The sequence below is a fragment of the Pseudomonas sp. NPDC089569 genome, from assembly GCF_050280625.1.
Taxonomy (GTDB): domain Bacteria; phylum Pseudomonadota; class Gammaproteobacteria; order Pseudomonadales; family Pseudomonadaceae; genus Aquipseudomonas.
On sequence record NZ_JBNNVQ010000074.1, the window covers coordinates 1 to 22862 of the forward strand.

Consider the following 22862-nt stretch of genomic DNA (forward strand, 5'->3'; position numbering starts at 1 on the left):
TCCACCAGCACACGGCCCAGCGCCGGGTTGAACACCGGTTGGGCAGGGCCTTCGCCGTCGAGCAACTGGCCGTTGATCAGGAGTTGGGTTTGCATGTACGTGTCCTCTAATTGTTCTGTCGAAACCGGATCCCTGTAGGAGCGAGCACGCTCGCGATGGAAGCCGGAGCACCACGGGGTGTCAGGCTTCCCGCGTCATCGTTGACGATCATCGCGAGCGTGCTCGCTCCTACAGGGGTAGGGGTTGTCAGGTGGCCGATACCGGGGTGCGATCAGCTGCCTTGGCCTTTGGCTTGGAGAACTTCCATGCATCGCCCGCAGGTGCCGTGCCTTTGTCGTACGGCTTGCCCAGCAGCATGTAGATCAGGCCGGCGCCCATCACCACCAGGGTGGTCAGGATCATCGAATAGTTGATGTACCAGGGCGCATCCGGCGAGCGTGGCCAGACCATGTTGACGATGGCGCACACGCCATAGATCAGCGCGCCCAGGTTGACCCACAGGCCCCAGGCACCGAGGGTGAACTGACCGCTCGGACGCCAGCCCTTGGCACGGGCGATCAGTGCGGCAACCACGATCAACTGGAACGCCACGTAAATACCGATGGCGGCAAAGCCGACAATGGTGGCCACGGCGTCGGCCATGAACATCCCCAGGCAGACAATCGCCGCCGGCAGCAGGCCGCTGACCAGCAGGGCGAACGACGGCACGTGGTTGGCCGACAGGCGCTTGAACAGCGAACTGCCGACGATCATTTCGTCACGGGCATAGGCGAACAGCAGTCGGCTGGCGGCCGCTTGCAGGCTCAATACGCAGGAAATGAACGACACCATCACCACTGCCATCACCAGGCGCGAGCCGACCGGACCGAAAGCATTGGCCAGGATGGTCGCCACCGGATCGGTGTCTTCGCCCGCCAGCACTTTTGCCATGTCCGGCACCGACAGAATCAACGCCAGGCAAGCGAACATCGCCGCCGCGCCACCGATGTAGATGGTCATGCGCATGGCTTTGGGAATGCGTTTGCCAGGGTTCGGGGTTTCTTCGGCGACGTCGCCGCAGGCTTCGAAACCGTAGTACTGGAACAGACCGGCCAGCGACGCCGCAAGGAACGCCGGCAGGTACGAACCGTTCACCCCGAGGTTGAAGGTGTCGAACAGCACGCTGATCGGTTGATGACGTTCGAAGATCAGCAGGTAACCGCCGACCAGGATGGCCCCGACCAGTTCGCAGAGAAAGCCGAACATCGCCACCCGCGCCAGCAGTTTGGTGCCCACCAGATTCAACGCGGTGGATAGCAGGATGATCGCCAGGGCGATGTAGATATTGGCCTCGGCGCCAGGGGCGAAGCCCATCAGGATCGCCAGGTAAGGACCTGCACCCACCGCGACACCGGCAATGGTGGCGCACAGCGCCCAGGCATACACCCAGCCGACCATCCACGCCCAACGCTTGCCCACCAACCGGCGGGCCCAGGGGTAGACACCACCGGAAATCGGAAACTGCGAAACCACTTCACCAAAGATCAGGCACACCAGCATCTGCCCGGCGCCGATCAGCAGGTACGACCAGAACATCGGCGGGCCACCGGCGGCCAGGCAAAGGCCGAACAGGGTATAGACGCCGACGACCGGCGACAGGTAGGTAAAGCCCAGGGAAAAGTTCTCCCACAGGCTCATGCTGCGATTGAAATCCGAGCTGTAACCAAGGGCGCGGAGTTGTTCCGCATCCTGGTCGGCGCTGTCACTTGCACGCGGGTTTGAAGAGCCACTCATGTTATTTCCTCATTATCAATGGCAGTGGATTGCAAGGGTGGCGGGTTGGCCCGCCGGTGCTCTTATTGAGCTTGTTGTTGTGTCTAGACCTGTAGGAGCGTGGCTTGCCCGCGAAGAGGCCCTCACATTCAACAATGATGTTGACTGCGACGCCGCCTTCGCGGGCAAGCCTCGCTCCTACGAGGTTCAGGCGTGGCTTTCGGTCTCTTTGTCGTACTTGGAAAGCCACTCCACCGCCGCATCGCGGTAGCGGCTGAAGCCCTTGTAATCGACCAGTTGCTGATTCAGGTCGCGCAACACGCGGTGCATGCGTCGCGCCCAGGCCGGGTTGGTGGCGATGTCTTCAAGACTCAGCAGGTAAGTGCGGATCGGGAAAACAATGGCGTTGCTGCGCGGCAGGCGATGCAGCGGTTGCAGTTCGATGCGCAGGTACACCAGTTTGCCGGCGTTTTCGGCGGTGACGATGGTGCGGTCCGGTGCCCACTCGGGCAGGCTTTCGGCCGAAACTTCCAGGCGCGGATTGACCGTCAGCGACCAGTTCAGGCGACGCACAGGGTGGCCGGTGCGCAGGCGCAGGAGGAATTTCAGGGCGCGGTCGAGCATGCCGATTTCCTTCACCAGCGGCACGGGACCGTGGAATTCTTCCCAGCTCATGCCCAGGTTGAAGCGCAGCGAATAGTCGGCGCGCTGGGTGGCAATACCCGCGCCCCAGTACAGGGTGCCGTCGCGCTCTTCCTGCAAGACCCAGTCACCCTGGGCCTGGCGAGTCACGTACTCCATCGGCTCATAGGGCAGGGTGTCCGCGTCGCCGAAGGTGAAGCGGTCGTCGATGTCCAGCAGGCGGTTGACCCAGTGCCATTGGCGACCTTCACGCTCCAGGCTGAAGTACTGCGGGTAGTCCCGGGCGTAGGACTCCATGATCAGTTCCAGCAAGTCCCATTGCGCTTCCATCATGTGCGGCGCGGAGACGTAGTGCATGCCCGGGTCTTTCTCCAGCGTAATGGCGCGGTCGCGGCATTCGCTGATGTAGTGTTCGTCGATGTCGAAGGCGGCGCGGAACGCACCGTCACCCACCGAGACATGGGGCTCGAGGTTCATCGAGTACATGTAGTCGTCATCGGGAAACGGAAAGGGCGCGCGCGCGATGGCTTCCGGGCTGTTGGTGTAGGTGTAGTCGTCGCGGTAGGTTTCGTCGGGATTGAATTTGATGTTCATTGTTTTGTCTCCGTCGATCAGAGGTCGATGACCAGGCGATTGCATTTGGCGCGTGATACGCAGGGCATGATTTTCTTGCAGCGGGCCTTGTCTTCGTCCGAGAGCCAGTCGTCGCTGTGCAGCAACTCGCCGTCGAGTTCCAGCACTTCGGTTTCGCAGTGACCGCAGGCGCCGCCGCGGCACAGGTACGGCATGCTGTAGCCGGCGGCTTCGACGGCTTCGAGCATGGTCTGGTCGGGCGAGACTTCGATGGTCGCGCCGCTGCGGCCGAGGGTGAAGCTGAAGGCTTCGCCGCCGCTGCTCTGTTCCAGGAAACGCTCGAAATGGATGTGGCTGTCGGTCCAGCCCAGGTCGCGGGCACAGGCCAGGGTGGCGTCGATCATGCTGTCGGGGCCGCAGGCGTAGACGTGACTGCCCAGCGGGCGGTCGGCCAGGATCCGGCCGATGTCCATGCGCGATTCGATGCCCTTGCGGTACAGGTGAACCTGCTCGCCATAAACGGCCTTCAACTCTTTGCCCATCTGCGCGTGTTGTTCACCGCGCACGGCGTAGTGCAGTTCGAAAGGCACCTTGCTCAGGCGCAGTTCTTCGAGCTGCGACATCATCGGGGTGATGCCGACGCCGGCGGCGATGAACAGGTGCAGTCGTGCCTGTTTGCTCAGCGGAAACAGGTTGACCGGAGGGGTGACCTCGATCATGTCGCCTTCATTGATCGTGTCGTGCAGCGCGACAGAGCCACCGCGACCGCTTTCTACCCGGCGCACGGCAATCTGATAGCTGCTGGTGTCATAGGGCGAACTCAGCAGGGAGTAGGGGTTGCGCAGCGTGTTGCCCGCCTTGTCGATCAACACCACCACGTGACTGCCGCCGGAGAACGCCGGCAGGTGCGCGCCATCCAGCGCGACCAGGGTGAAGCGTTTGATCTCGGGCGTCACCGATTCGATTCGAGCCACGCGCAGATTCAGGGTCCCATTGTTCTGGCTCATGTATCGAGCTCCTCGGCTGGGGGCAGTTCGCCCGGTACTTCGGCATCGGCCTTGACCGCCTGGAATGCTGCCAGTCGCCGGGAATAGTGATCGCGTACCACCAGCGTCAGGCCGCAGCCGGGGCAGTCGTAGACGCGTTGGGTGACGTTTTCGGTGTAGGTGTCGCAGTGCACGCACCAGACCCGGCGCACCAGGGTGCCGGAGTGCTCGCGCAGGACTTCATCGCGGTTGAGGTCGAAGCGCGTGGCCACCTGCATGGCGCTGCCCAGGAAACTCTCGGACCCGGCCAGGTACAGGCGGGTGCCCATGTGCGCGTCGAACAGCAGGTCGTGCAGATCGTCGATCAGGGCCTGGTTGGTGGCATACAGGTGCAACTCATGGTCAGGGTACTTCTGCAGTTCGGTCAGGAAGTCCTGCCCGGAAAAGGACTCGCGGGAGTACAGCAAGGTGACGGGGCCGTCGAGCCCGTTCATTTCGCCCAACAGGCGCACCATGGCGCGACCGCCGCTGCCTTGCCCGGCAACGATGTGCCGGCGGCCTCCCGGCAGGGGTTGCAACCGGTCATAGACCGGCCGGCTTTTGATCCCGGTGATCAACATTATTGTTATTCCTCCTGGCTAGCGAGCCGGCGAATGGAAGCCGGCTCCGATGCAAAGCCCAACGATGGTGGGTTGACGATAGGAGGAGCACAGGTCGTGCCAGTTATTTAACGTATTGAAAAATAACGATATTTTATTTTTATGGGAGAGAAATGCAGGCAGAAATAACCATGGGTGTAGGCGTTTTTGCAGCGGTATTTGTAGGAGCCAGCGGTGCGGCGATCCGAATTGCCGGCGAAGGCGTTTTCAATGGCGCCACACGACGCCAGGCCGCCTTCGCGGGCAAGCCTCGCTCCTACAGGAGTCAAGTCAATGGATGAATCAGGCTGATCGTTCCCACGCTCAGCGTGGGAATGCAGCCCGGGACGCTCCGCGTCCCAACATCCAGAGCCGAACGCAGAGCGTCCGTTGAGGCGTTTCCACGCAGAGCGTGGGAACGATCAGGAAAGATTGGCGTACACCTGCATTTCGCGGGTGCCTGTAGGAGCCAGGCTTGCCGGCGAAAGCGTTTTCATCGGCACCACATGACGCCAGGCCGCCTTCGCTGGCAAGCCAGCTCCCACAGGGATCAAGTCAATGGATGAATCAGTCGCGCTGCAGCTTGCGGATCAGGGTGCCGATGTCGATGCCCAGGTGTTGCGCGGCCTTGCGTTTGCTGCCGCACAGGTCCACGGCCTGGAGGATGACCTGGCGTTCGAATTGTTGAACCTGAAGCTTGAGGTTCTGATCCGGATTGTCTTGCGCCTCGTCCGCCACCATCGAAGAGGCCGGGCGTTGTTGGGCGCGGGTCGGTTGTAGCAGTTCGGCCGGCAGGTGATGCTCCTGCGCCTCATCGTCGGCCAGGACCGCCAGGCGTTCGAAGATATTGACCAGCTCACGGATGTTGCCCGGAAAGTCGTAGTTCATCAGGCGTTTGCGGCAGCCGGCCGACAGGCTCAGCGAGGGTTCGCGGTCGCCATTGATGCGGCTGAGCAGGATGTCGATCAGAAACGGCAAGTCGTCCAGATGCTGGCGCAGCGGCGGAATTTCCACCGGCAGCACGGCCAGGCGATAGTAAAGGTCGGCACGAAACCCGCCGGTGTCGACCAGTTGGCGCAGGTCCTTGTTGGTGGCGGTGATCACCTGGACTTGCACGGTTTTGCTCAAGGGCGAGCCGACGGACTGGATGGTGCTGTCTTCAAGAAACTTCAACAGCTTGGCCTGCACATGCAGAGGGATTTCGCCGATCTCGTCGAGGAACAGTGTGCCGCCCGAGGCCGCCTCGATATAGCCTTGCTTGCCCCCCTGCAAGGCGCCGGTAAACGCGCCACGCTCGTAACCGAACATCTCCGATTCGAACAGGCTCTCCGGGATGCTCCCGCAGTTGACATGAATGAAGGGCCGATCGCCCCAACCAGCGGCGCGGTGAATGTGCCGGGCGATGGCGGTCTTGCCGACGCCGGGCTCACCCAGCAGCAGTAACCGCGCACGGCGGCGAAAGGCACGCACGCCGGTGTCGGCGATGCTCGACAACTGCGGCGACAGGTGCAGGGCATTGTCTTGGGGATCGCGCAGGCCCTGCGGTTCCGCCGGCCGACTGATCAGGGCATTGCGTCGCGGTGGCTGGCTGCCGTCGAAGTCTTTCTGGGTCAGCATGCGGAAGGGTTTTTCGTAGGCGCCCGTAGGGATCGCGTGGGTGCTGCTGAGCAGGATACGACCCTCCCGTGAGCGCGTCAGGGCACTGTTGCCACCGCGATTCAAGGCCGCCAGCAGGTCATCGTAGTTCAGTGCCGAGCGCTGGAAAAAATCACTCTCCAACAAGCCGACCGCTTGCTGCCTGGGCAGCCGATTGACCCGTTCGGCAGCCAGATTGACAAAGCGCACCCGACCTTCGCCGTCTGTCACGATCAAGGCTTCGCTGAAGCTGTCGAGCAAGGCATGCAGCGCCGGGGTTTCCAGCAAGGCAGCGAGTGTTTCACTGCTGACGTTGACTGAAGAGCGCATGCCCATCTGCAGCGTGGGCGGCAGGTTGGAGTCTTTCATGGGTGCAACTCTTCAACGCGGCGCACGCCCTGGCTGTGGCGAAACACGGCGACTTTCCAGGCTACGCCTTCGCGGATCAGGATGCGCGAGCAATGCACATTGAACTGATGATCGCGCCCGCTCAGGTCCGGCAAGGGCAGGCTGTGCCAGGTTCGCTCGGGCAGGGCCAGGCCCAGCAGCAGGCGCGCGATACCGGCGCCGTGAGTAATGCCGAAGGTCTCTTCGAATGCCGCGTTGCGCCATTGCGGTTGCAGCTGTTCGTCGATGACCAGCACGGCGTCGGGCACTGCATCGAATACCCGGCGCAGGGCATCGATGCGCTGTTCGGCATCGTGCTGCATGCGCAATTCCTGGCTGACGTCGCGAATGCTGCCCCACATGCGCAGCAGCTGCCCATTGACGATGGTTGCCCGTACATCGTTTTCCACGTAGGCCGGCGAGCCGTCATGGCGGCGATCCACCGACAGGGCACAGTCGACGCTGAACCGGGCTTCGATCAGGCGCCGCACGAACTCTTCGTTGGCCGGGCTGCGCGGCCAGTACAGGCGCACTGGCTGCTGGTTGAAGTCGACATCCGACGGCATCTCGTAGACTTCGGCCATGGCGCGGTTGCACAGGCGCCAGTGGGAGTCGTTTTCGAACACCTGACGGACGATTTCATCCGGTGAATTGTTGATGTCCACCGCCTCGGCGAACTCGATGCACCAGTAGGCAACCTTGGCGCTCTGCAACATCTGGCTCATCACTTCATTGGCGTTGTGCATCTCCCGCAGCCGATGCCCCAGGGCACCCAGGGGGATTTTCAGCAAGTGCAGGCAGGCCGGTTGCTCCGTGCGCCACTCCAGCAAACCACTGGCGACCACGTGCAACAGGCCACCGTTGTGGCGAATCAGGGTCAGTTCCAGGCTGTGGACCTGCTCGTCGGCGGGCGGGTTGGCAAACAGCGCTCGCAGCGTGCGCACCGAGTCGACGCTGAAGACGCGCTCGATGGGCTGATTCAGCAGTTCTTGCGGCGCATAACCCAGTTGATCGCTGAGGCTGGCGGACAGGTTGAGCAATTGCCCGTCGGCGCTCAGGGTGCTGGCCAATGGCTGGGCCTTGGTGCCCAGTAAGTTGAGGATATCCATCGCAGGATCGGCTCTATTTTTATTTAGGGTTGCTGTTCACGGCATTTCGCATGCCAACTCTGTAGGAGCGAGCATGCTCGCGATGGTCGTTAACGATAACGTGCGCTGCCTGACACCCCACGGTGTCTGTACGCCCATCGCGAGCATGCTCGCTCCTACAGAATTCATTCGTGAATAGATAGCGGTGCTGCGAATATGCAGCGAAATGAGCATTTACGCAGCATCTGAACCGAGCTTAATCCGCGAATGGCCAAAGGCGTCAATCATCCGATGAACGACGGCTGGCCTATAGCATTTTTCCGTTCTGCGACGGCGGCCCAAACATGAAATCGGTCTAAAAACAGCCTTTCGCACCGGCGTTGTTTTGCTAGGCTTGAACATGTAGGTGAAAACGCAGACTGATGCGCAAGCGGATAGCGAGGACGCGTGGGGCGCGCTCCGAAGGGTACACGGTTAGAAAGATCTCCGCGCTGAGATCCAGCCCTTATGCCGTGTGAAGCAGGACAGCACATTGCTGTTGCTGTGGGAGGCCCGATAAACCTCGTAAGCCAGAGACCAGCACTGGCCACCTACTTGGCTCTCGAAGCCAGCTTGTGCTGCTGCGCAAAAGCAGCCCACAAGATCAAATGCCCCGACTTTCGGGGCATTTGTTTGTCTGGCGCATGCGTTTCGCGCCCGCTGCTACTCAATCAATGGCGCAACGCTTAGACCAGATTGATCGTCACGTCGATGTTGCCACGGGTCGCCTTGGAGTACGGGCAGTTCTGGTGGGCGGTGTCCACCAGTGTGCGGGCCAGCACAGGGTCCAGGCCCGGCAGGCTGACATTCAGGCGTGCCTGGAGGAAAAACGCGTTGTCGGTCTTGCCCAGATCCACTTCGGTGGCGACGCTGACGTCGGCCGGCAGGCTTACCTTCAAGGCCGTCGCAGCCTTGCCCATGGCACCGATGAAACAGGCCGACCAACCGGCGCCCAGCAATTGCTCGGGGTTGGTGCCACTACCGGCGGAACCCGGTGGCGACAGCTTGACATCCAGACGTCCATCGTCGCTGCGCGACTCGCCCTGGCGGCCGCCGGTGGTGACGGTCTTGCCGGTGTACAGCACGGTTTCGATTTGATTGATCATGGGGGCTCCTGCAAAGGGTTTGAGCACTTGCCTCAAGTGCGACCCGCGCATCTTTTCACTTTCATATACGGCGTATGTGTCTCGAACCTGCCGTTATGTATCGCTGTGTAGCCTGGTCGGCGCTCAATACAGATCGATACAAATCATCAACTGTTCACGCAACGCCGCAGTGGCCTTTGCTAGGCTGCCGACCCCCGTCATTTTGCAGGCCCAAGCCAATGTTCACTCTGCGTGTCATGACCATGGACGATTACGATGCGGTCATCGACCTCATGAAAAATACGCCCGGCATCTCCTTGCGTGACGCCGATTCCCGCGAATCGACTTCCCGCTACCTGCAACGCAATCCCGGCATGAGCTTCGTGGCCGAAGTTGACGGCACGCTGTGTGGCTGCGTGATGTGCGGGCATGATGGCCGACGAGGTTATCTGCAGCATTTGCTGGTACTGCCAGGGTTTCGCCGGCAAGGCATCGCCAATGCGCTGGTCGAGCGTTGCCTGTCCAGCCTTGAACAACAGGGCATCCACAAATGCCACCTGGACGTGTTCAAGACCAACGACGCGGCGGCCGAGTACTGGCGCAGCCAGGGGTGGCAGTTGCGTGAAGATATTGATCGGTACTCGTTTATCCGCACGGGGAATGCGAATGCGTGATGCAGCACTGCCCGCGCCTCGACGAATCGCCGGCTGATCCTTCTTCGTTCATGCGGGGCGGGCAGGCTGGCTGCCGATCAGAAATCCACCGTCGCCGACAGTTTCAGCGTTCGCGGTTCGCCTTGGGTCAGGTAGTTGTTGGAGGTCGAGGCCGCCGACCAATAGGCCCTGTTCGCGACGTTCTCGACGTTGGCGCGTAGCGTGATGTAGTTGTCGTCGGCCTTGAAACCGTAGCGGGCGCCGAGGTCGACGCGGGTCCAGGCCGGGATGCTCAAGGTGTTGGCCGCATTGACGTACTCTCCACCGGTACGCAGCAGGCGGCCATTGAGCGCAGCACCTGCAATGCCGGGAATGTCCCAGTCGGCCCCAAGATTGTATTGAAAGCGCGGTACACCGGCGGCACGGTTACCGTCATTGAGGCCGTTGGAGGTTTTCTTCTGTTCGGTGTCCATCCAGGTCGCCCCAGTCAACAGGCGCAGGCCATCGAGGGGTTCGCCGAACAGATTCAGTTCCACCCCCTTGTTCACCTGTTCGCCATCGACGCTGAACGTTGGCAGCTTGGCGCCGGACACCGTCGAGGTCGAGCTGTTGGGCATCTCGATGCGATACACGCCCAGCGTCGCGCCGAAGCTGTTCCAGTCGAGCTTGACCCCGGCTTCGGTCTGCTTGCTGCGGTTGGGGGCGAACACTTCGTTGGGGTTGGTCACGCCGGTGGCGGGTGAAACAGGCCCCTGTTGCAAGCCTTCAATGCGGTTGGCATAGAACGACACATGCTCCCACGGCTTGATCACCAGGCCGTAGACCGGCGTGGTGATCGACGCATCATAGTTGGCGGTGCGCGCACCGCTGGTGGTGTTCCACGCATCGGTTTCGAGGGTCTGGCGGCGCGCGCCGAAGGTCAGCAGGACGCGGTCATCGATAAAGCCCAGGGTGTCGGACACCGCCGCGCTCTTGACCCGGGTCTTGCCGACGACTCGCGGATCGTGGATATCGCTGCCGAAGTAGGTGTTGGTCGGGCGCGGCACCTGAACCGGGTTGTACAGGTTGCCGTTTACCCGATTGGCTACCAGGATCGCTTCGAACGCCGAGCGCTGTTCGCCCCAGGTGCCGGAAAGACCGAAGTTCATCTGATGAGTGACCGGGCCGGTCTCGAAGTGGCCGTTCAGACCGGCGATGGCGCTGGTGTTGTCTTCGTCATGGGGCGAGTAGAGAAAGCCGACCTTGCCGCTGCCGTCGTTGGCCACATACAGCGACGAATATTCGCCGTTCTCCCGGGTGTGCTTGGCGCCACCCCCGGCGTAGGCCGTCCAGTTGTCGTTCAGATCGTACTCGGCATTGACCATGCCGTAGGTGTCTTCGAGCTGCGACCAGGTCCAGTCCTGCGCGTAATTGTCCCGGGCCGACGGTGCATGAGGGACTTTGGTCCCCGTCGGATAGACCACCGAGCGTCCGTTGTCGATGCGTTGCTTCTGGTAGCCAAGGTCAGTGGAAACACGCAGGCGCTCGCCGCGATAGTCCAGGCCGACGGCAATCAGTTGCGAGCGCTCGGTCTCGTCATCCACGGCCGTCTCGCCGCCGTGCTGCGCCAGGTTGACCCGTGCGCCGAAACGGTTGTCTTCACCGAAGCGCTGACCTACGTCGAGATGCCCGCCCACCTGGCTGTCGCTGGCGTAATCGAGGGTCACGCTGCGGGTCGGGGTGTCCTGCGCGCGTTTGGGCACCAGATTGACGCTGCCGCCAATGCCGCTGCCGGCCGGGGCCACGCCATTGATGAACGCGCTCGGGCCCTTGAACAGTTCCACCCGTTCCAGCGCCTCGGTGGTGATGATCTGTCGGGGCAGCACGCCGTACAGGCCATTGAAGGAGATATCGTCACTGGTCAGCGGCAAACCGCGAATGGTGAACACCTGGGAGAAGTTGCCGAAACCCGCCGACTGGCGCACCGAGGCATCGTTGAGCAGCACATCACCGACGGTCCGCGCCTGCTGGTCCTCGATGGTTTTGGCGGTGTAACTGACTACGCTGAATGGGACATCTTCGATGCTGCGATTGCCCAGCACACCCAGGCGCGCCGTGCGGGCCACCTGACCGCCGGCGTAGGTGTCCGCTTCGCTGGCCACCCCACTGACCGTGGTCGCCCCCAGTTCCAGCGCCGCACCGCTGTCTACCTGTGGCGCCAGGGTGTAGCTGTCGGTGCCGGTGTTGATCAGCGTAAAGCCACTGCCTTGCAGCAGTCGGTCGAATCCTGACTGCACGCTGTAGTCGCCTTGCAGGCCGGCACTTTGGCGATCCTTGAGCAGGCCGGCGTCGAATGACAGCAGCACCCCCGATTGCGCCGCGAATTGCGCCAGTACACGAGGCAGCGAGCCCGCCGTGATGGTGTAGCTGCGATTGACGACACCTTGACTGGTCTCAGCGGCCAGGGTGGCGGTGGTCGGTGCCAGGGTGCCCAGGGCAATGGCCAGGCCCAGGCTGTTGAAGGGGAGGCGGGCAGGGCGGGATCGGTGACGGTACTTGAGTGAGCTGGATGTCATGCGGCATGCCTGTGATGCAAGGAAAAAACGGGAATGTCCCTACACACCGGATGAGGTCGAAAAAGGTATCAGCAAAAATCGACATTTATCTCAGGCACGCAATCGCGCCCCCTGTATCTCAACGTATCTGCCGCGCCGACCGGTACGTGCGCATACAAAAAACGGCCTCGTGGAACACGCGCGCGATACACGGGCATTGCGTAATGGGCCTGCCGGACAACGGCGCCGCCTCATGAAGGCACTGCCCCACAAGGGTGTTTTGCGCACTTCCAACCTCGCGCTCATTGGAGAACTGCTATGTCCCGAAACAACAGAATCAATGCCGCCAGCCTGCTCGGCGTCGCCCTGGTCACGGCGGCTCTCGGCGCTTTCGCCGGCCTGGCGCAAGCCGAAGAAAGCAAACCGGCCCCTGCCAAAAACTGGCAGGCCGGCCTCACCCGTACCGATCTGGTCCGTCGTGACCTCGACGTAGAGGGCCGTGAAGTGATTCAGGTGCGCGTCGATTTCGATCCGGGCGTGGTCTCGCCCAAACATGCCCATCCCGGCGTGGAAGTGGCCTATGTCATCGAAGGCACATTCGAGTACGAACTCGAAGGCCAGCCCAACGTCACGCTCAAGGCGGGCGAGTCCCTGTACATCCCGGCAGGCACCGCCCATGTCGCGAAAAACATCGGTCAGGGCAAGGGGGCCGAGCTGGCGACCTACATCGTCAGGAAAGATGCTCCACTGGTAGAGCTCAAGCCGTAAGCCACCTGCATGCCCGAATGCGCCTGTGCCCTGCGGTTCAGGCGGTTTCGCCGCTGGTCAATGTGGATCGCCCGTGTTGTCCAGTGCCCGACTGCCCAACGCAACGAGACAGGCAATGCCCATGAGCCCCGGCGCAACGCTGAAGGTCATGCGCAGGCCGCTGGCAATGGCTTGCGGGGGCGCGCTATTGATGTCGGCCGATGCCGAGGCCATGGCGAACACCGCGCCCATGACCGAGGCGCCGGTGATCAGCCCCAGGTTGCGTGACAGATTGAGCAGGCCGGACACGACGCCCCGCTGCTCAGCTCGAACCTCGGCCATGACCGCCGTATTGTTGGCCGTCTGGAACAGCGCATAGCCCAGGGTGATCACCACCATCGGTGCGATGTAGCCGCCGATGCCGTAGCGGCTTGGCAGTACCGACAACAGGAAACACCCGAGGGCGATGGCGAGCAGTCCGGCGAATGTCATGGGCCTGGCTCCAAAGCGATCGGCGATGCGCCCGGCGGGTACGCCGCTCACGGCGGCAACCAACGGGCCGACCGAAAGCACAAGACCGACCCCGACTGCACTCAGGCCAAGGGTTCTGGACAGGTAGAACGGCCCGACCACCAGCGTGGCCATCAGCACCGTGGTGACCAGGAGGCTCATGATCAGGCTGGCGCTGAGTTGCGCATCACGAAACATCGCCAGGCGAATCAAGGGCACGGCAACACGCTTCTCTACCCATACAAACAGTCCGACACCTGCGCACGCCGCCAGCAGCAAGGCGATGTTCAGCGCACCGAAGTGTCCACGCCCCAAGGTCATGGCCAGCGCATAGGCGCCAAGGGTCAAGGCCAGCACCAGGGTGCCCGGCACATCGAATGCGCTGCGCGAGGTTTTCGTCTTCGGCCGATCCGCCGGCAAGTAGCGACGGGCGAGCACCCAGGTCAACAGGCCCAGCGGCACGCTGATCAGGAAGATCGCCTGCCAGCCGAATCCCGCGATCAGCAGGCCGCCGAGGGAGGGGCCCATCGCCGTGCCGATGGCCGACATCGTGCCGAGCAACCCCATGGCGCTGCCGGTCCTTTCCCTGGCCACCGTCTCGCCGACAAAGGCCAGGGTCAGCGCCATCATGATGGCCGCACCGAGCCCCTGCAGCGCCCTGGCACCGATCAACAGTTCAAGGCTTGGCGCGATGCCGCACAGCGCCGACGCCAGGGTGAACAGGGAGATACCCCATAACAACAGGCGCCTGCGGCCGAACAGGTCACCGAGCCGGCCGACACTGACGATCAGCGTGGTGATGGCCAGCAGGTATGCGAGGACGATCCATTGCACCTGTTGAAAGGAGGCGTCGAATACGTGGGCCAGCGTTGGCAAGCCGACATTGGCAATGCTGGTGCCCAGGGATGACAGCAACATCGACAGTGACAGGCTGGCCAGCGCCCACCTGACGGAAGGCGTCGTTTGCCCGGTTTGGGTGGCTGCGGTGGTGGAATCCATGCGGTACCTCGTTTCAGGACACTGGTTTCAGGACACTCCCGATTGGAGCTATCGCAAATCTAAGTCCGCACCTAACATGGCGGAAGGCGCACTGTTTGCACTTGATACGTGCATAAAACGCCATGCCACCGTTGCCAACCAGGATCACACGATGTCCACGCCCGATTTCAATCTGCTGATCACACTCGATGTTCTGCTGACCGAGGGCAGCGTGGCGGGTGCGGCCAAACGCCTGCGCTTGAGCCCTTCGGCCATGAGCCGGGCGCTGGCGCGTTTGCGGGAAACCACAGGCGATCCTTTGCTGGTGCGCGCCGGACGCGGCCTGGTGCCGACGCCCCGGGCGCTGGAACTGCGCGAGCGGGTCAGCCAGTTGGTGCAGGACACCGAAGCCGTGTTGCGCCCGGCGGTGCAACCGGACCTCAAGCATCTGGTGCGCACTTTCACCCTGCGCACCAGCGAAGGTTTCGTCGAAAACTTCGGTGCCGCGCTGATCGCCCGTGTCGCCCGTGAGGCGCCGGGGGTGCGATTGCGCTTCATGCACAAGCCCGACAAGGACAGCGCGGCATTGCGCGACGGCACGGTGGACTTGGAAACCGGTGTGGTAGGGAAGGCCGCCAGCCCGGAGTTACGTACCCAGGGATTATTCCGCGACCGCTTCATCGGTGTGGTGCGTTCGGGGCATGGGCTGAGTGAAGGGCCGATCACACCGGAGCGTTATGCGGCAGGCGGCCACATCAGCGTTTCGCGGCGCGGACTGGACAAGGGGCCCATTGACCAGGCACTGGAGCCGCTCGGCCTGCAACGGCAGATCATCACAGTCGTTGCCGGGTTCTCGACCGCGCTGGCGCTCGCCCGCACCAGCGACCTGATTGCCAGCGTACCGGAGCGCCACACGGTCAATCTGCGCAACGACATGCACAGCTTCGTGTTGCCGGTGACGGTGCCGGCCTTCACGGTCGCCATGCTCTGGCATCCGCGACTGGAGGCCGATCCCGTGCATCGCTGGTTACGCGGTTGCCTGCGGGAAACTTGCGGCGAATAGAGAGTAATCAGTCAGTTGTGTTTTTTAGTTAAAGTGTATTGAGTCTAATATTGAAATAGTGGCTGTTAAGTGTGCGTTACTATTTTTCAGTGTTGGTCTGTTTTGAAATATTGAATGATTCATTTGATATAAGAAAATATTGAACTTGTGGTTTTGTAGGCTGTATGGAGTGGGTTCTGAGGCTGTAGTGATTACCGGGTAGCGTAACGCTATCAAGCGATGAACGTGTATTTCGGTGTGTTTTTGTTGGCTTGATAATGTTTTATGTTATTGAATTTAAAGGTTATTAATATTAATTATTTGTATTTGATTGGTTGGTCTGCACCGTTGTTGGGCGTGCGAAAAAATAAAATGCATTTGCGGGCGAATTTCCGATAGTCGAATTGTCAAAAAATAACTTCACGATAAGCAGACGCTTTTTTGATGTGGTGCTAGTGTTGCTATCTTCTTTTAATCGCACTTGTCTGTTCTATAGAGGACGTGCGTCATGCCGATTTCAAATCCACGGATCGCGATACTCGGTAATAGAGTTCCCAGCCTGAATCTTCCCGAACTCGAACATTTCGCCGATCCGGACAGCCTGCTGGCTGCCTCCGCGTTTGATGTGCTGCTGTTGGACCTGCCGGGCACGCAGGCGGGCAAAGTCCTGCGCAAACTGCGGGCCGCTGCCCCTTACCGCTACAGCCTTGTTTACTGTTGCCGTGACCAGGATGGCTGGTGCGAAGCCCTGGGAGATGGCAGTTGTCCGGCCGACTCCAACGAAATCAAAAGCAATTGGCGGGGCTGGCTGGAGCGATTCCGTCTGTTCAATCATGGCGCCGCACCGGAGCGTTTTGAAAGCCGGGTGCTTTCATGGCTCTGGTTGCGCGACGATGCCCGCATCTTTGCCCTGCGCGACCCGCTGGTGCCTCAGCACTATCGCTATCCGCTGCTGGACGTGCTGGCGGACAACGAACAGGTCAACCCGTTCGTGTGGCTCAGCCTGATGGCGCAGCAGAGCTGGCTGGAGGAGGGGGTGCTGGTCGATCGCGTGCGCCTGTGTTCGGACTGCGGTTCGGGCCGGCTCAACTACATCGATGTGTGTGCCGAATGTCAGGCGATGGACATTTCCCGACAACCTTCACTGCACTGCTTCACCTGTGGTCACGTCGGGGCCCAGGAGTCGTTCCTCAAGGACGGGGTGTTGTTGTGCCCCAACTGCCTGAATCGGCTGCGCCATATCGGCAGCGATTACGACCGGCCCATGGAGAACTACCGCTGTCGCTCGTGCCAGGCGTTCTTCGTCGATGCCGAGGTGCAGGCGCGTTGCCTGGACTGCGGCCTGTCGCACACACCGGACAAGTTGCGGGTGCGTGAAGTCAGGGACTTCCGCCTGACCGAGGCCGGCCGTTTCCGTTGCCGCCAGGAGTTCAATGACCGCTCCGTCCGGCCATTCGGTCGGCTGAATCTGTTGGGCGGCAAGGATTTCTATGACCTGCTGACGTGGCAGATCCAGCTTGCGCGCCGCTATCCCCAGCCGGCCTTCTCACTGATCGGCCTGCGCTTCGTCAATCTCACCGGTTCTTTGTCGCGCCTGGGCGAGCAGCGCTGCCATGCGTTCATCGACAGCGTGGCCGAGCGCCTGAAGGAGACCGTGCGGGAAACCGACCGCTGTTCCAGAAGCACCGAAGAGTTTTTCTGGATCATGCTGCCCCATACCGAAGGCAGTGGGCTCGAGATCGTCAAACAGCGCCTGAGTAAGGTGGCGGAGCTGTTTTCGGCGCCGGAGATCAGTGACATTTCCCTGCGTGTCACCAGTATCACGGCACCCCGCGATCTGCTCGATCAGGAAGACGGTGAACTGTTGCTGGCCCGCCTGGCCGGCGAGCTGGGGTGATGCACCATGAGCCCATTGATGGAGCAACTCTACAACCTGATCGTCTCGCTCATGGGCGCCGATGGCCTGAGCCGCCTGTTCTACATGCTGTTTCCGCTGTTCCTGATCTTCGAGCTGCCGCTGATGGTGATGGTGCTGCTGGGGGTGTTGCGCTGGTTCACCCGACGCCGTACCCGGGTGCCGAAGATCAGTGCCTATCGGCCCAGGGTGTCCTGCATCATTACCTGCTACAGCGAAGGCATGGACGTGCAGACCACGCTGCTGAGTCTGTGCGAGCAAACCTATCCGGGGCACATCGAGATGATTCCGGTGGTGGACGGCGCCACGGTGAATCAGGCAACGCTCGCCGCCGTGCGCAGCTTCGACGTCGATCCGCAGCTGTACCCCGCGCGCCATCTGAGGCCGATCGCCAAATGGCAGCGGGGCGGGCGGGTGTCGTCGTTGAACGCCGGCCTGTCACTGGCCAGCGGTGAAATCGTGATGGCGCTGGACGGCGACACGTCCTTCGACAACAACATGGTCAGCGCCATCGTGCGGCATTTCGAAGACCCGGCGGTGCCTGCGGTTGCCGGCAGCCTGCGGGTGCGCAATGTGTGGTCGTCGTGGGTGACCGCGATGCAGGCGCTGGAATACCTGTTGTCGATCCACATGTCGAAAATCGGCCTGTCCGAGTGGAATCTGGTCAACAACGTCTCGGGGGCCTTCGGTGCATTCCGGCGCAGTTTCCTGGTGAAAATCGGCGGCTGGAACACGCACACGGCCGAGGACCTGGACCTGACATTGCGCATCAAGAGCTACTTCAAGCGCCATGACCTGCGGATTCCCTTCGAACCCGAAGCCGTCGGGCACACCGATGCGCCGGCGACGCTCTGGCAGTTTCTGATGCAACGATTGCGTTGGGACGGCGACCTGTTCTTCCTCTACATCAGAAAACACAATCGCAACATCAACCCGCGCCTGCTGGGTTGGCCGACCTTCATCATGATCCTGCTGACAGGCTTCTTTTTTCAGTTGGTGCTGCCATTTCTCATTTTCACCTACACCTTGCTGGCGTTATTCATTTTGCCCGGCAAGACGCTGCTGTTCCTGTTTGTGCTGGTCTATCTGCTGTACCTGATGATTACCGCGCTGTTGTTCCTGGCCATGTTGCTGATGGTCTCCGACCGGCCCCGGCAGGACATGACGCTGGGGTTGCTGGTGCCGCTCTTTCCGCTGTTCATGCTGTTGCTGCGCTGCTGGAGTGCGGTGGCCTTGCTCAATGAAATGTTTCGTCGCGGCCATGAAGAAAGCTCCATGGCGCCCTGGTGGGTGCTCAAGCGAGCCACGAGATTCTGATATGCGACCGATAGGGCGGGTTCTGTCCCGATGGGTGGTTGGGGTGCTGCTGGCTGCCTCGTCATGGGCGGTGCCGGCTGCCCTGCAATCCTGGTCCCAGGCCAGCTATGTCTGGGACAGCGAGGCGCTGCTCGATCCCGATCATCGGGCTGCCGAGCTAGCGGCCCTGCGCAAGGCCGGGATGGAAAAAATCTACCTGGGCCTCAAGGCCGGGCAGATCCGCGATCTGGCCGCCACGCGCGAACAGCTGGAGCAGTTGCTGAAGGAGGCGGGTGGCGACGGGATCCAGGTCAGCCTGCTGCTGGGCGATCCGCAGTGGATCGAACCCCAGGGACGCCCTGAACTCACCGCGTTGCTCGGTAAGCTCAAGGGGCTGTCGTTCACCAGCCTGCATCTGGACCTGGAGGTCGAGCAACTGGGCATGCCGGTCCCTGACCAGCGTTTGAAAGACCTGCTCGACACCTTGCGCCTGGCGAGCCGGGAAAGCCCCTGGCCGGTGGAGATGTCCAGCCATCATCGCTGGTTCGCCGCACCCAGGCCCGGACAAACCTGCGTGCCCTGTGCATTGCCCGATGCCGGCGTGCGCCAGGTCAGCCTGATGATCTACACCCGCAACCCGAAAAACAGTGCGCGCATGGCCCAGGAGATCGCCCGACGCTGGCCCGATCTGCAGTTTCGCCTGGCACAGAGCACCGAGCCGCAACTCGATGCCACCGAATCCTGGGCCGGTGCCTCGACCGAACAGTTGCAACACCAGGCCAGCGTCTGGCGCGAGCAACTGCAACCGCAAGGCATTGCCGGTATCGACTGGCAAGCCTGGCGAGACTTTCCTAAACGGTGAGCGATCATGAAAGTTCGTTTCGATAGTCGCAAGGAACTCAATCCGACCCAGGAACAGGGTTTGAGTGTGCTCTACGCACCGGGCAAACGCGTGGCGTTTCGGGTGCGCTGGTACCTGATCCTGATTCTGGTGGCCAGCCCGCTGGTCTGGCTGGGTGGCAAGCTGGCGTACGGCATGCTGATGATCGACGCGCCGGCACAACTGCGTTTGCCGATTCTGGAGGTCCGCGCCCGGGATGCCGGGCGGGTCGAGCAGCTGTTCGTCAAGGCGGGCGAGCAAGTCCAGGTCGACCAGCCGCTGGCCAATCTCGACAACCCCGAATGGCGTGCGCGGCTGGCGCAACTGGCCGCCATCCCGCCCAGCAAGGCGCCCGCGGCCAATGCGAAACTCGGTGGCCAGGAGCGGCAATTGCTCAAGACAAGGATTGCCCGGTCCCAGGATCGCGTCAGGGTACTGCAAGAGCTGGTGACACGCGGTGCAGTTTCCCAGGGCGAAGTGCTGGCCGCCCAATCCGAGCTCGACAGTTTCAGGGCCGACTTGCTGGCGTTCGAGCGTCGTGAACAACTGGCCACTCAGTCACCGTTGAGCGAGGAGCGCGATATTGCCCAGCACAATGCCGAGCAGAAATGGTTGCAGACGCGCCTCGCCGCGTTGCCGCTCAAGGCCGCGCGCAGCGGCCGGGTCGCCGAAGTGCTGGTCAATCCCGGGGAAAACGTCGGTGCCGGCACCTTGCTGATGCGTATCGAGCAATTGGAAGACCCGTTGCTGTGGATCTATCTGGAACCGCTGAACATCAGTTACGCCGCCATCGGCCAACCGTTGCGGGTGCGCATGCCCGATGGCCAGTGGCTCGGCGCCCATGTGGTGCAGGCGGTGGACAGCGCCGGGCGCACGCCGACCGTGTTGCGCGGGCCATTCGCCGCCAGCGAGATGGGTTTGCAGGTTGCCGCCCGGTTCGACCGCCCGTTGCCGGCGCGCTGGCGAATCGACCAGTTGCCGTTGAACGTGCGCTTCCCGACCGACTGGCAACAGATGTTGACCGACAGTCGGGAGCTGATTCAGGAGTTGGGCGAGTTCATTGCCATGGACCGACCTGCCCCCGGTGTGCAGGGCGGGCATTGAAGCATCGGCCGTTGTCGCCTCAGGCGTAGTAAGGGTGGCGGGCGGAGGCGGCGAACCCGGTCGCCAGGTGCTCGGCCAGCACGTCGTTGAGAAAGCGGAACTGATCGTTGAGCCCGACCACTTCGTTGCTGAAGTGATGAGCGGCAGCCGGAATCAGCAGTGCTTCGAATTTTTCGTTGAACGCCAGGGTCAACACTTTACGAGACTCGAATTGCTGCGAGTAGTAGTTGCTGCCGAATACCGGGAAGCGTACGGACAGGGTGACTGGGATACTCATGACGTGCGCTCCTCGGACAGGACGAACCAGGCGAATACGCTCAGCGTGAAGGCCGTGAAGGCCAGGCAGCTCAGGAGATGGATCAGCATGGTTCAACCCTCCGCAACCGGGTTTCGTGTTGGGTTGCAATTGATCCTACGCTGACGGTCGCAGGGCGGAAGGCATTCATGACGATGGTGAATATCGATGGGAGTGATGGTCTGCGGCGTTCTTGCCGCCGCCATCGCGAGCAGGTCGAATCGTCGCACTGTCGCTCCCACAATGTCACGACACACTGTGGGAGCGAGCCTGCTCGCGATGGCGGCTTAAAGGACACTGATGCACTCAAACGGACAACGTCCCGCACCTATACTCAATTAAGGGGCTCTTTGTTCGCCGGACATTCGGTCTGGTGCGGAGCTGCGGGAATCGCGATCTTGAAGCTGCGTTCGCTGATCGTCGCCGTGCTGGTGGTGTTGGCCGGATGCGTCACGGCGCCCCGCGCCCCGGTGGAAGTACCCCAGGTGATAGTCCCCTCCAGCACCTGGCAGCAGGTGGACAGGGAAATTGTCGAGGCGTCGCAATCGGCCACCGAGCAGACCAAAATCTATTCCCGTGGCGCCATGGATTACTGGCGTACCCGGGTCTATGAGCTGACCGAACAGAACTTCATTCCCTGGTTCAGCAGCTACTGGACTCAGGAATGGTTATCGATGAAGGTCAGCTGGTACACGATCAGCGCCAAAGGCGAACAGGACGAGACGGAAAAACGCCTGGCGGCCTATCTGCTGGAGCAGTACCAGGAAAAGGTCCTGGCCCCGGTAGCGGTGGAGATCGACCCGGATCAGATCCTCGCCCTGTCGATGGCGTTCTACGTGGACATTCTCAAGGAAGAGCTACAGAAGATCTCCCAGCGCCATGGCGTGCCGATGGCCCAACTCAATGGGCGCGTGCAGAAAGTCCCGGCGATTGCCCTCGGTCCGCCCGCGGCACGCAATGCCTCGCTTTACCAGATTGTTCATACCGAGCCGTTGAACACCTTGCCGGCCTATAACGCCTTGGTCGACAAGGTTCACAAGGCCGGCGGCGACAAGGGCGTCGATTCGCCCGACACTGCCATGGCACCCGTGGCGCGGCGTGCCAGTCGGCGGATGGAAGCGGAAATGGCGCCCCGTGGTGCTGCCAGTGCCGTCGCCGCGGCGGCGGGCAAACTGGCAGGAGGGTTGATCACCGTCGGGGTTGCGGGCGTGCGTGCGTTGATTCAGGCCAACGACCGGCCGGACAGCGAGGCGCTGATCCGCAGCAGCCTGGGCAACACGTTCGACAAGGCGTGGTTGAAGATGGTGCAGAACCCGACCAGCGGTGTCATGGCCGGCACCCTGTACATGGCAGGGCAGATCGAGGGCAATCTGGCCGCCAGCGCGCAACCGCCGGTCGGCCTGCAGGCCGGTCATGTCGAATTGAGCCCCGGTCAAGCGACCATTCAACAGATCACACCATGAACCAAGGAGAAAACCCCATGGCCTATGTCAATGCGTTTGCAGCCGCTGTTCCCACCGCCAACCGCGAACAATTCAAGAAGCACGCCGATATCGCCGCTGCGCTCTTCAAGGAAGGCGGTGCACTGAGCGTTGTCGAGTGCTGGGGCGCCGATGTGCCCGAGGGCAAAGTGACTTCGTTTCCCATGGCGGTGAAATGCAAGGAGGACGAAACCGTGGTGTTTGGCTGGATCGTCTGGCCGGACAAGACCACAGGCGATGCCGCGATGGAAAAAATGATGGTCGATCCGAGGATGCAACCGGACGTCAATCCCATGCCGTTCGATGGTCAGCGGATGATCTTCGGCGGTTTCGAAATGATCATTAACGTCTGAGCACCGTCCGCAGGATCACTCGGACGACGGGGTGATCCTGCAACTCTTGCGCTGCAGGATTTCATCGTCCGTCGGTCGTTCGCGGATGAATTCGAAGCGGGGCTCGCCCTCGCTGTAATGCACCAGCCAACCCCATTCGAGCTTGAGTTCATCCTGGCCCGGCTCCGGCGGCCTGGCCCACCAAGGCTCTTTGCTGATGATCTGTCGCATGGCCGCCTCCGTTTTTTTCGGGATGCTGGAACTATAACG

20 protein-coding genes are annotated in these 22862 nt (G+C 61.7%); 9 read left to right on the forward strand and 11 right to left on the reverse strand.

Translation table 11 applies throughout. From position 1 onward, the window contains the following. Positions 1 to 246 precede the first annotated feature (246 nt). The 7 genes from ACQKP2_RS23045 to ACQKP2_RS23075 all read right to left on the reverse strand — a co-directional run bounded on the left by ACQKP2_RS23045 (position 247) and on the right by ACQKP2_RS23075 (position 8846). Positions 247 to 1773 carry an APC family permease gene (locus ACQKP2_RS23045; protein WP_427579738.1) on the reverse strand — a complete coding sequence of 509 codons (1527 nt, stop codon included), beginning with the start codon at positions 1771 to 1773 and terminating at the stop codon, positions 247 to 249. Positions 1774 to 1959: 186 nt separating this feature from the next. Continuing rightward, positions 1960 to 2988: a heme-dependent oxidative N-demethylase family protein gene (locus tag ACQKP2_RS23050; RefSeq protein ID WP_427579740.1), complete on the reverse strand. Its 1029-nt coding sequence runs from the start codon at positions 2986 to 2988 to the stop codon at positions 1960 to 1962. A gap of 17 nt (positions 2989 to 3005) precedes the next feature. After that, entirely contained in the window at positions 3006 to 3974 is a 969-nt protein-coding gene (locus ACQKP2_RS23055) for a PDR/VanB family oxidoreductase (RefSeq protein WP_427579742.1), read from the reverse strand. Beyond that, positions 3971 to 4573, reverse strand: a complete 603-nt coding sequence (locus ACQKP2_RS23060) for a dimethylamine monooxygenase subunit DmmA family protein (protein ID WP_427579744.1) — start codon at positions 4571 to 4573, stop codon at positions 3971 to 3973. The genes ACQKP2_RS23055 and ACQKP2_RS23060 overlap by 4 nt, the downstream gene beginning before the upstream one ends. 585 nt (positions 4574 to 5158) lie before the next feature. Then, a complete protein-coding gene (locus ACQKP2_RS23065) occupies positions 5159 to 6595 on the reverse strand; it encodes a sigma-54 interaction domain-containing protein (protein ID WP_427579745.1) in 1437 nt (478 codons plus the stop codon). Then, positions 6592 to 7722 (reverse strand): PAS domain-containing protein, encoded by a 1131-nt coding sequence (locus tag ACQKP2_RS23070; protein WP_427579746.1) that lies wholly within the window; start codon positions 7720 to 7722, stop codon positions 6592 to 6594. The genes ACQKP2_RS23065 and ACQKP2_RS23070 overlap by 4 nt, the downstream gene beginning before the upstream one ends. Positions 7723 to 8426: 704 nt before the next feature. Next, positions 8427 to 8846 carry an organic hydroperoxide resistance protein gene (locus ACQKP2_RS23075; protein ID WP_427579748.1) on the reverse strand — a complete coding sequence of 140 codons (420 nt, stop codon included), beginning with the start codon at positions 8844 to 8846 and terminating at the stop codon, positions 8427 to 8429. Between the two features lie 218 nt (positions 8847 to 9064). Between ACQKP2_RS23075 and ACQKP2_RS23080 the strand changes: the two genes are divergently transcribed. Further along, positions 9065 to 9499 (forward strand): GNAT family N-acetyltransferase, encoded by a 435-nt coding sequence (locus ACQKP2_RS23080; protein ID WP_427579749.1) that lies wholly within the window; start codon positions 9065 to 9067, stop codon positions 9497 to 9499. Positions 9500 to 9576: 77 nt separating this feature from the next. Here the strand turns inward: ACQKP2_RS23080 and ACQKP2_RS23085 are convergent, their stop codons facing one another. After that, complete coding sequence (locus ACQKP2_RS23085; RefSeq protein WP_427579750.1) at positions 9577 to 12033, reverse strand: TonB-dependent siderophore receptor; 2457 nt, start codon at positions 12031 to 12033, stop codon at positions 9577 to 9579. A 297-nt stretch (positions 12034 to 12330) separates the two neighbouring features. On the opposite strand from ACQKP2_RS23085, the gene ACQKP2_RS23090 reads away from it, so the two are divergent. Further along, positions 12331 to 12780, forward strand: a complete 450-nt coding sequence (locus ACQKP2_RS23090) for a cupin domain-containing protein (RefSeq protein ID WP_427579752.1) — start codon at positions 12331 to 12333, stop codon at positions 12778 to 12780. Between the two features lie 57 nt (positions 12781 to 12837). Here ACQKP2_RS23090 and ACQKP2_RS23095 read toward each other — a convergent pair whose 3' ends face one another. Then, positions 12838 to 14268, reverse strand: a complete 1431-nt coding sequence (locus ACQKP2_RS23095; protein ID WP_427579754.1) for an MFS transporter — start codon at positions 14266 to 14268, stop codon at positions 12838 to 12840. 151 nt (positions 14269 to 14419) lie between these two features. Between ACQKP2_RS23095 and ACQKP2_RS23100 the strand changes: the two genes are divergently transcribed. The 5 genes from ACQKP2_RS23100 to ACQKP2_RS23120 all read left to right on the forward strand — a co-directional run bounded on the left by ACQKP2_RS23100 (position 14420) and on the right by ACQKP2_RS23120 (position 20484). Beyond that, a complete protein-coding gene (locus ACQKP2_RS23100) occupies positions 14420 to 15310 on the forward strand; it encodes a LysR family transcriptional regulator (protein WP_427579756.1) in 891 nt (296 codons plus the stop codon). Positions 15311 to 15797: 487 nt separating this feature from the next. Next, entirely contained in the window at positions 15798 to 17186 is a 1389-nt protein-coding gene (locus tag ACQKP2_RS23105; RefSeq protein ID WP_427579757.1) for a diguanylate cyclase domain-containing protein, read from the forward strand. 6 nt (positions 17187 to 17192) lie between these two features. Beyond that, a complete protein-coding gene (locus tag ACQKP2_RS23110; protein WP_427579758.1) occupies positions 17193 to 18521 on the forward strand; it encodes a glycosyltransferase family 2 protein in 1329 nt (442 codons plus the stop codon). A 1-nt stretch (position 18522) separates the two neighbouring features. Then, complete coding sequence (locus ACQKP2_RS23115; protein ID WP_427579760.1) at positions 18523 to 19362, forward strand: hypothetical protein; 840 nt, start codon at positions 18523 to 18525, stop codon at positions 19360 to 19362. A 6-nt stretch (positions 19363 to 19368) separates the two neighbouring features. Further along, positions 19369 to 20484 carry an HlyD family secretion protein gene (locus tag ACQKP2_RS23120; RefSeq protein WP_427579762.1) on the forward strand — a complete coding sequence of 372 codons (1116 nt, stop codon included), beginning with the start codon at positions 19369 to 19371 and terminating at the stop codon, positions 20482 to 20484. A 19-nt stretch (positions 20485 to 20503) separates the two neighbouring features. Here ACQKP2_RS23120 and ACQKP2_RS23125 read toward each other — a convergent pair whose 3' ends face one another. Next, positions 20504 to 20761, reverse strand: a complete 258-nt coding sequence (locus tag ACQKP2_RS23125) for a hypothetical protein (RefSeq protein ID WP_427579763.1) — start codon at positions 20759 to 20761, stop codon at positions 20504 to 20506. Positions 20762 to 21177: 416 nt separating this feature from the next. Between ACQKP2_RS23125 and ACQKP2_RS23130 the strand changes: the two genes are divergently transcribed. Next, positions 21178 to 22242, forward strand: coding sequence for a hypothetical protein (locus tag ACQKP2_RS23130; protein WP_427579764.1), 1065 nt, complete (start codon positions 21178 to 21180; stop codon positions 22240 to 22242). Between the two features lie 17 nt (positions 22243 to 22259). Then, complete coding sequence (locus ACQKP2_RS23135) at positions 22260 to 22613, forward strand: DUF1428 domain-containing protein (RefSeq protein ID WP_427579766.1); 354 nt, start codon at positions 22260 to 22262, stop codon at positions 22611 to 22613. Positions 22614 to 22628: 15 nt separating this feature from the next. On the opposite strand, the gene ACQKP2_RS23140 is transcribed toward ACQKP2_RS23135, so the two are convergent. After that, positions 22629 to 22823 (reverse strand): hypothetical protein, encoded by a 195-nt coding sequence (locus tag ACQKP2_RS23140; RefSeq protein ID WP_427579767.1) that lies wholly within the window; start codon positions 22821 to 22823, stop codon positions 22629 to 22631. Between the last annotated feature and the right edge of the window lie 39 nt (positions 22824 to 22862).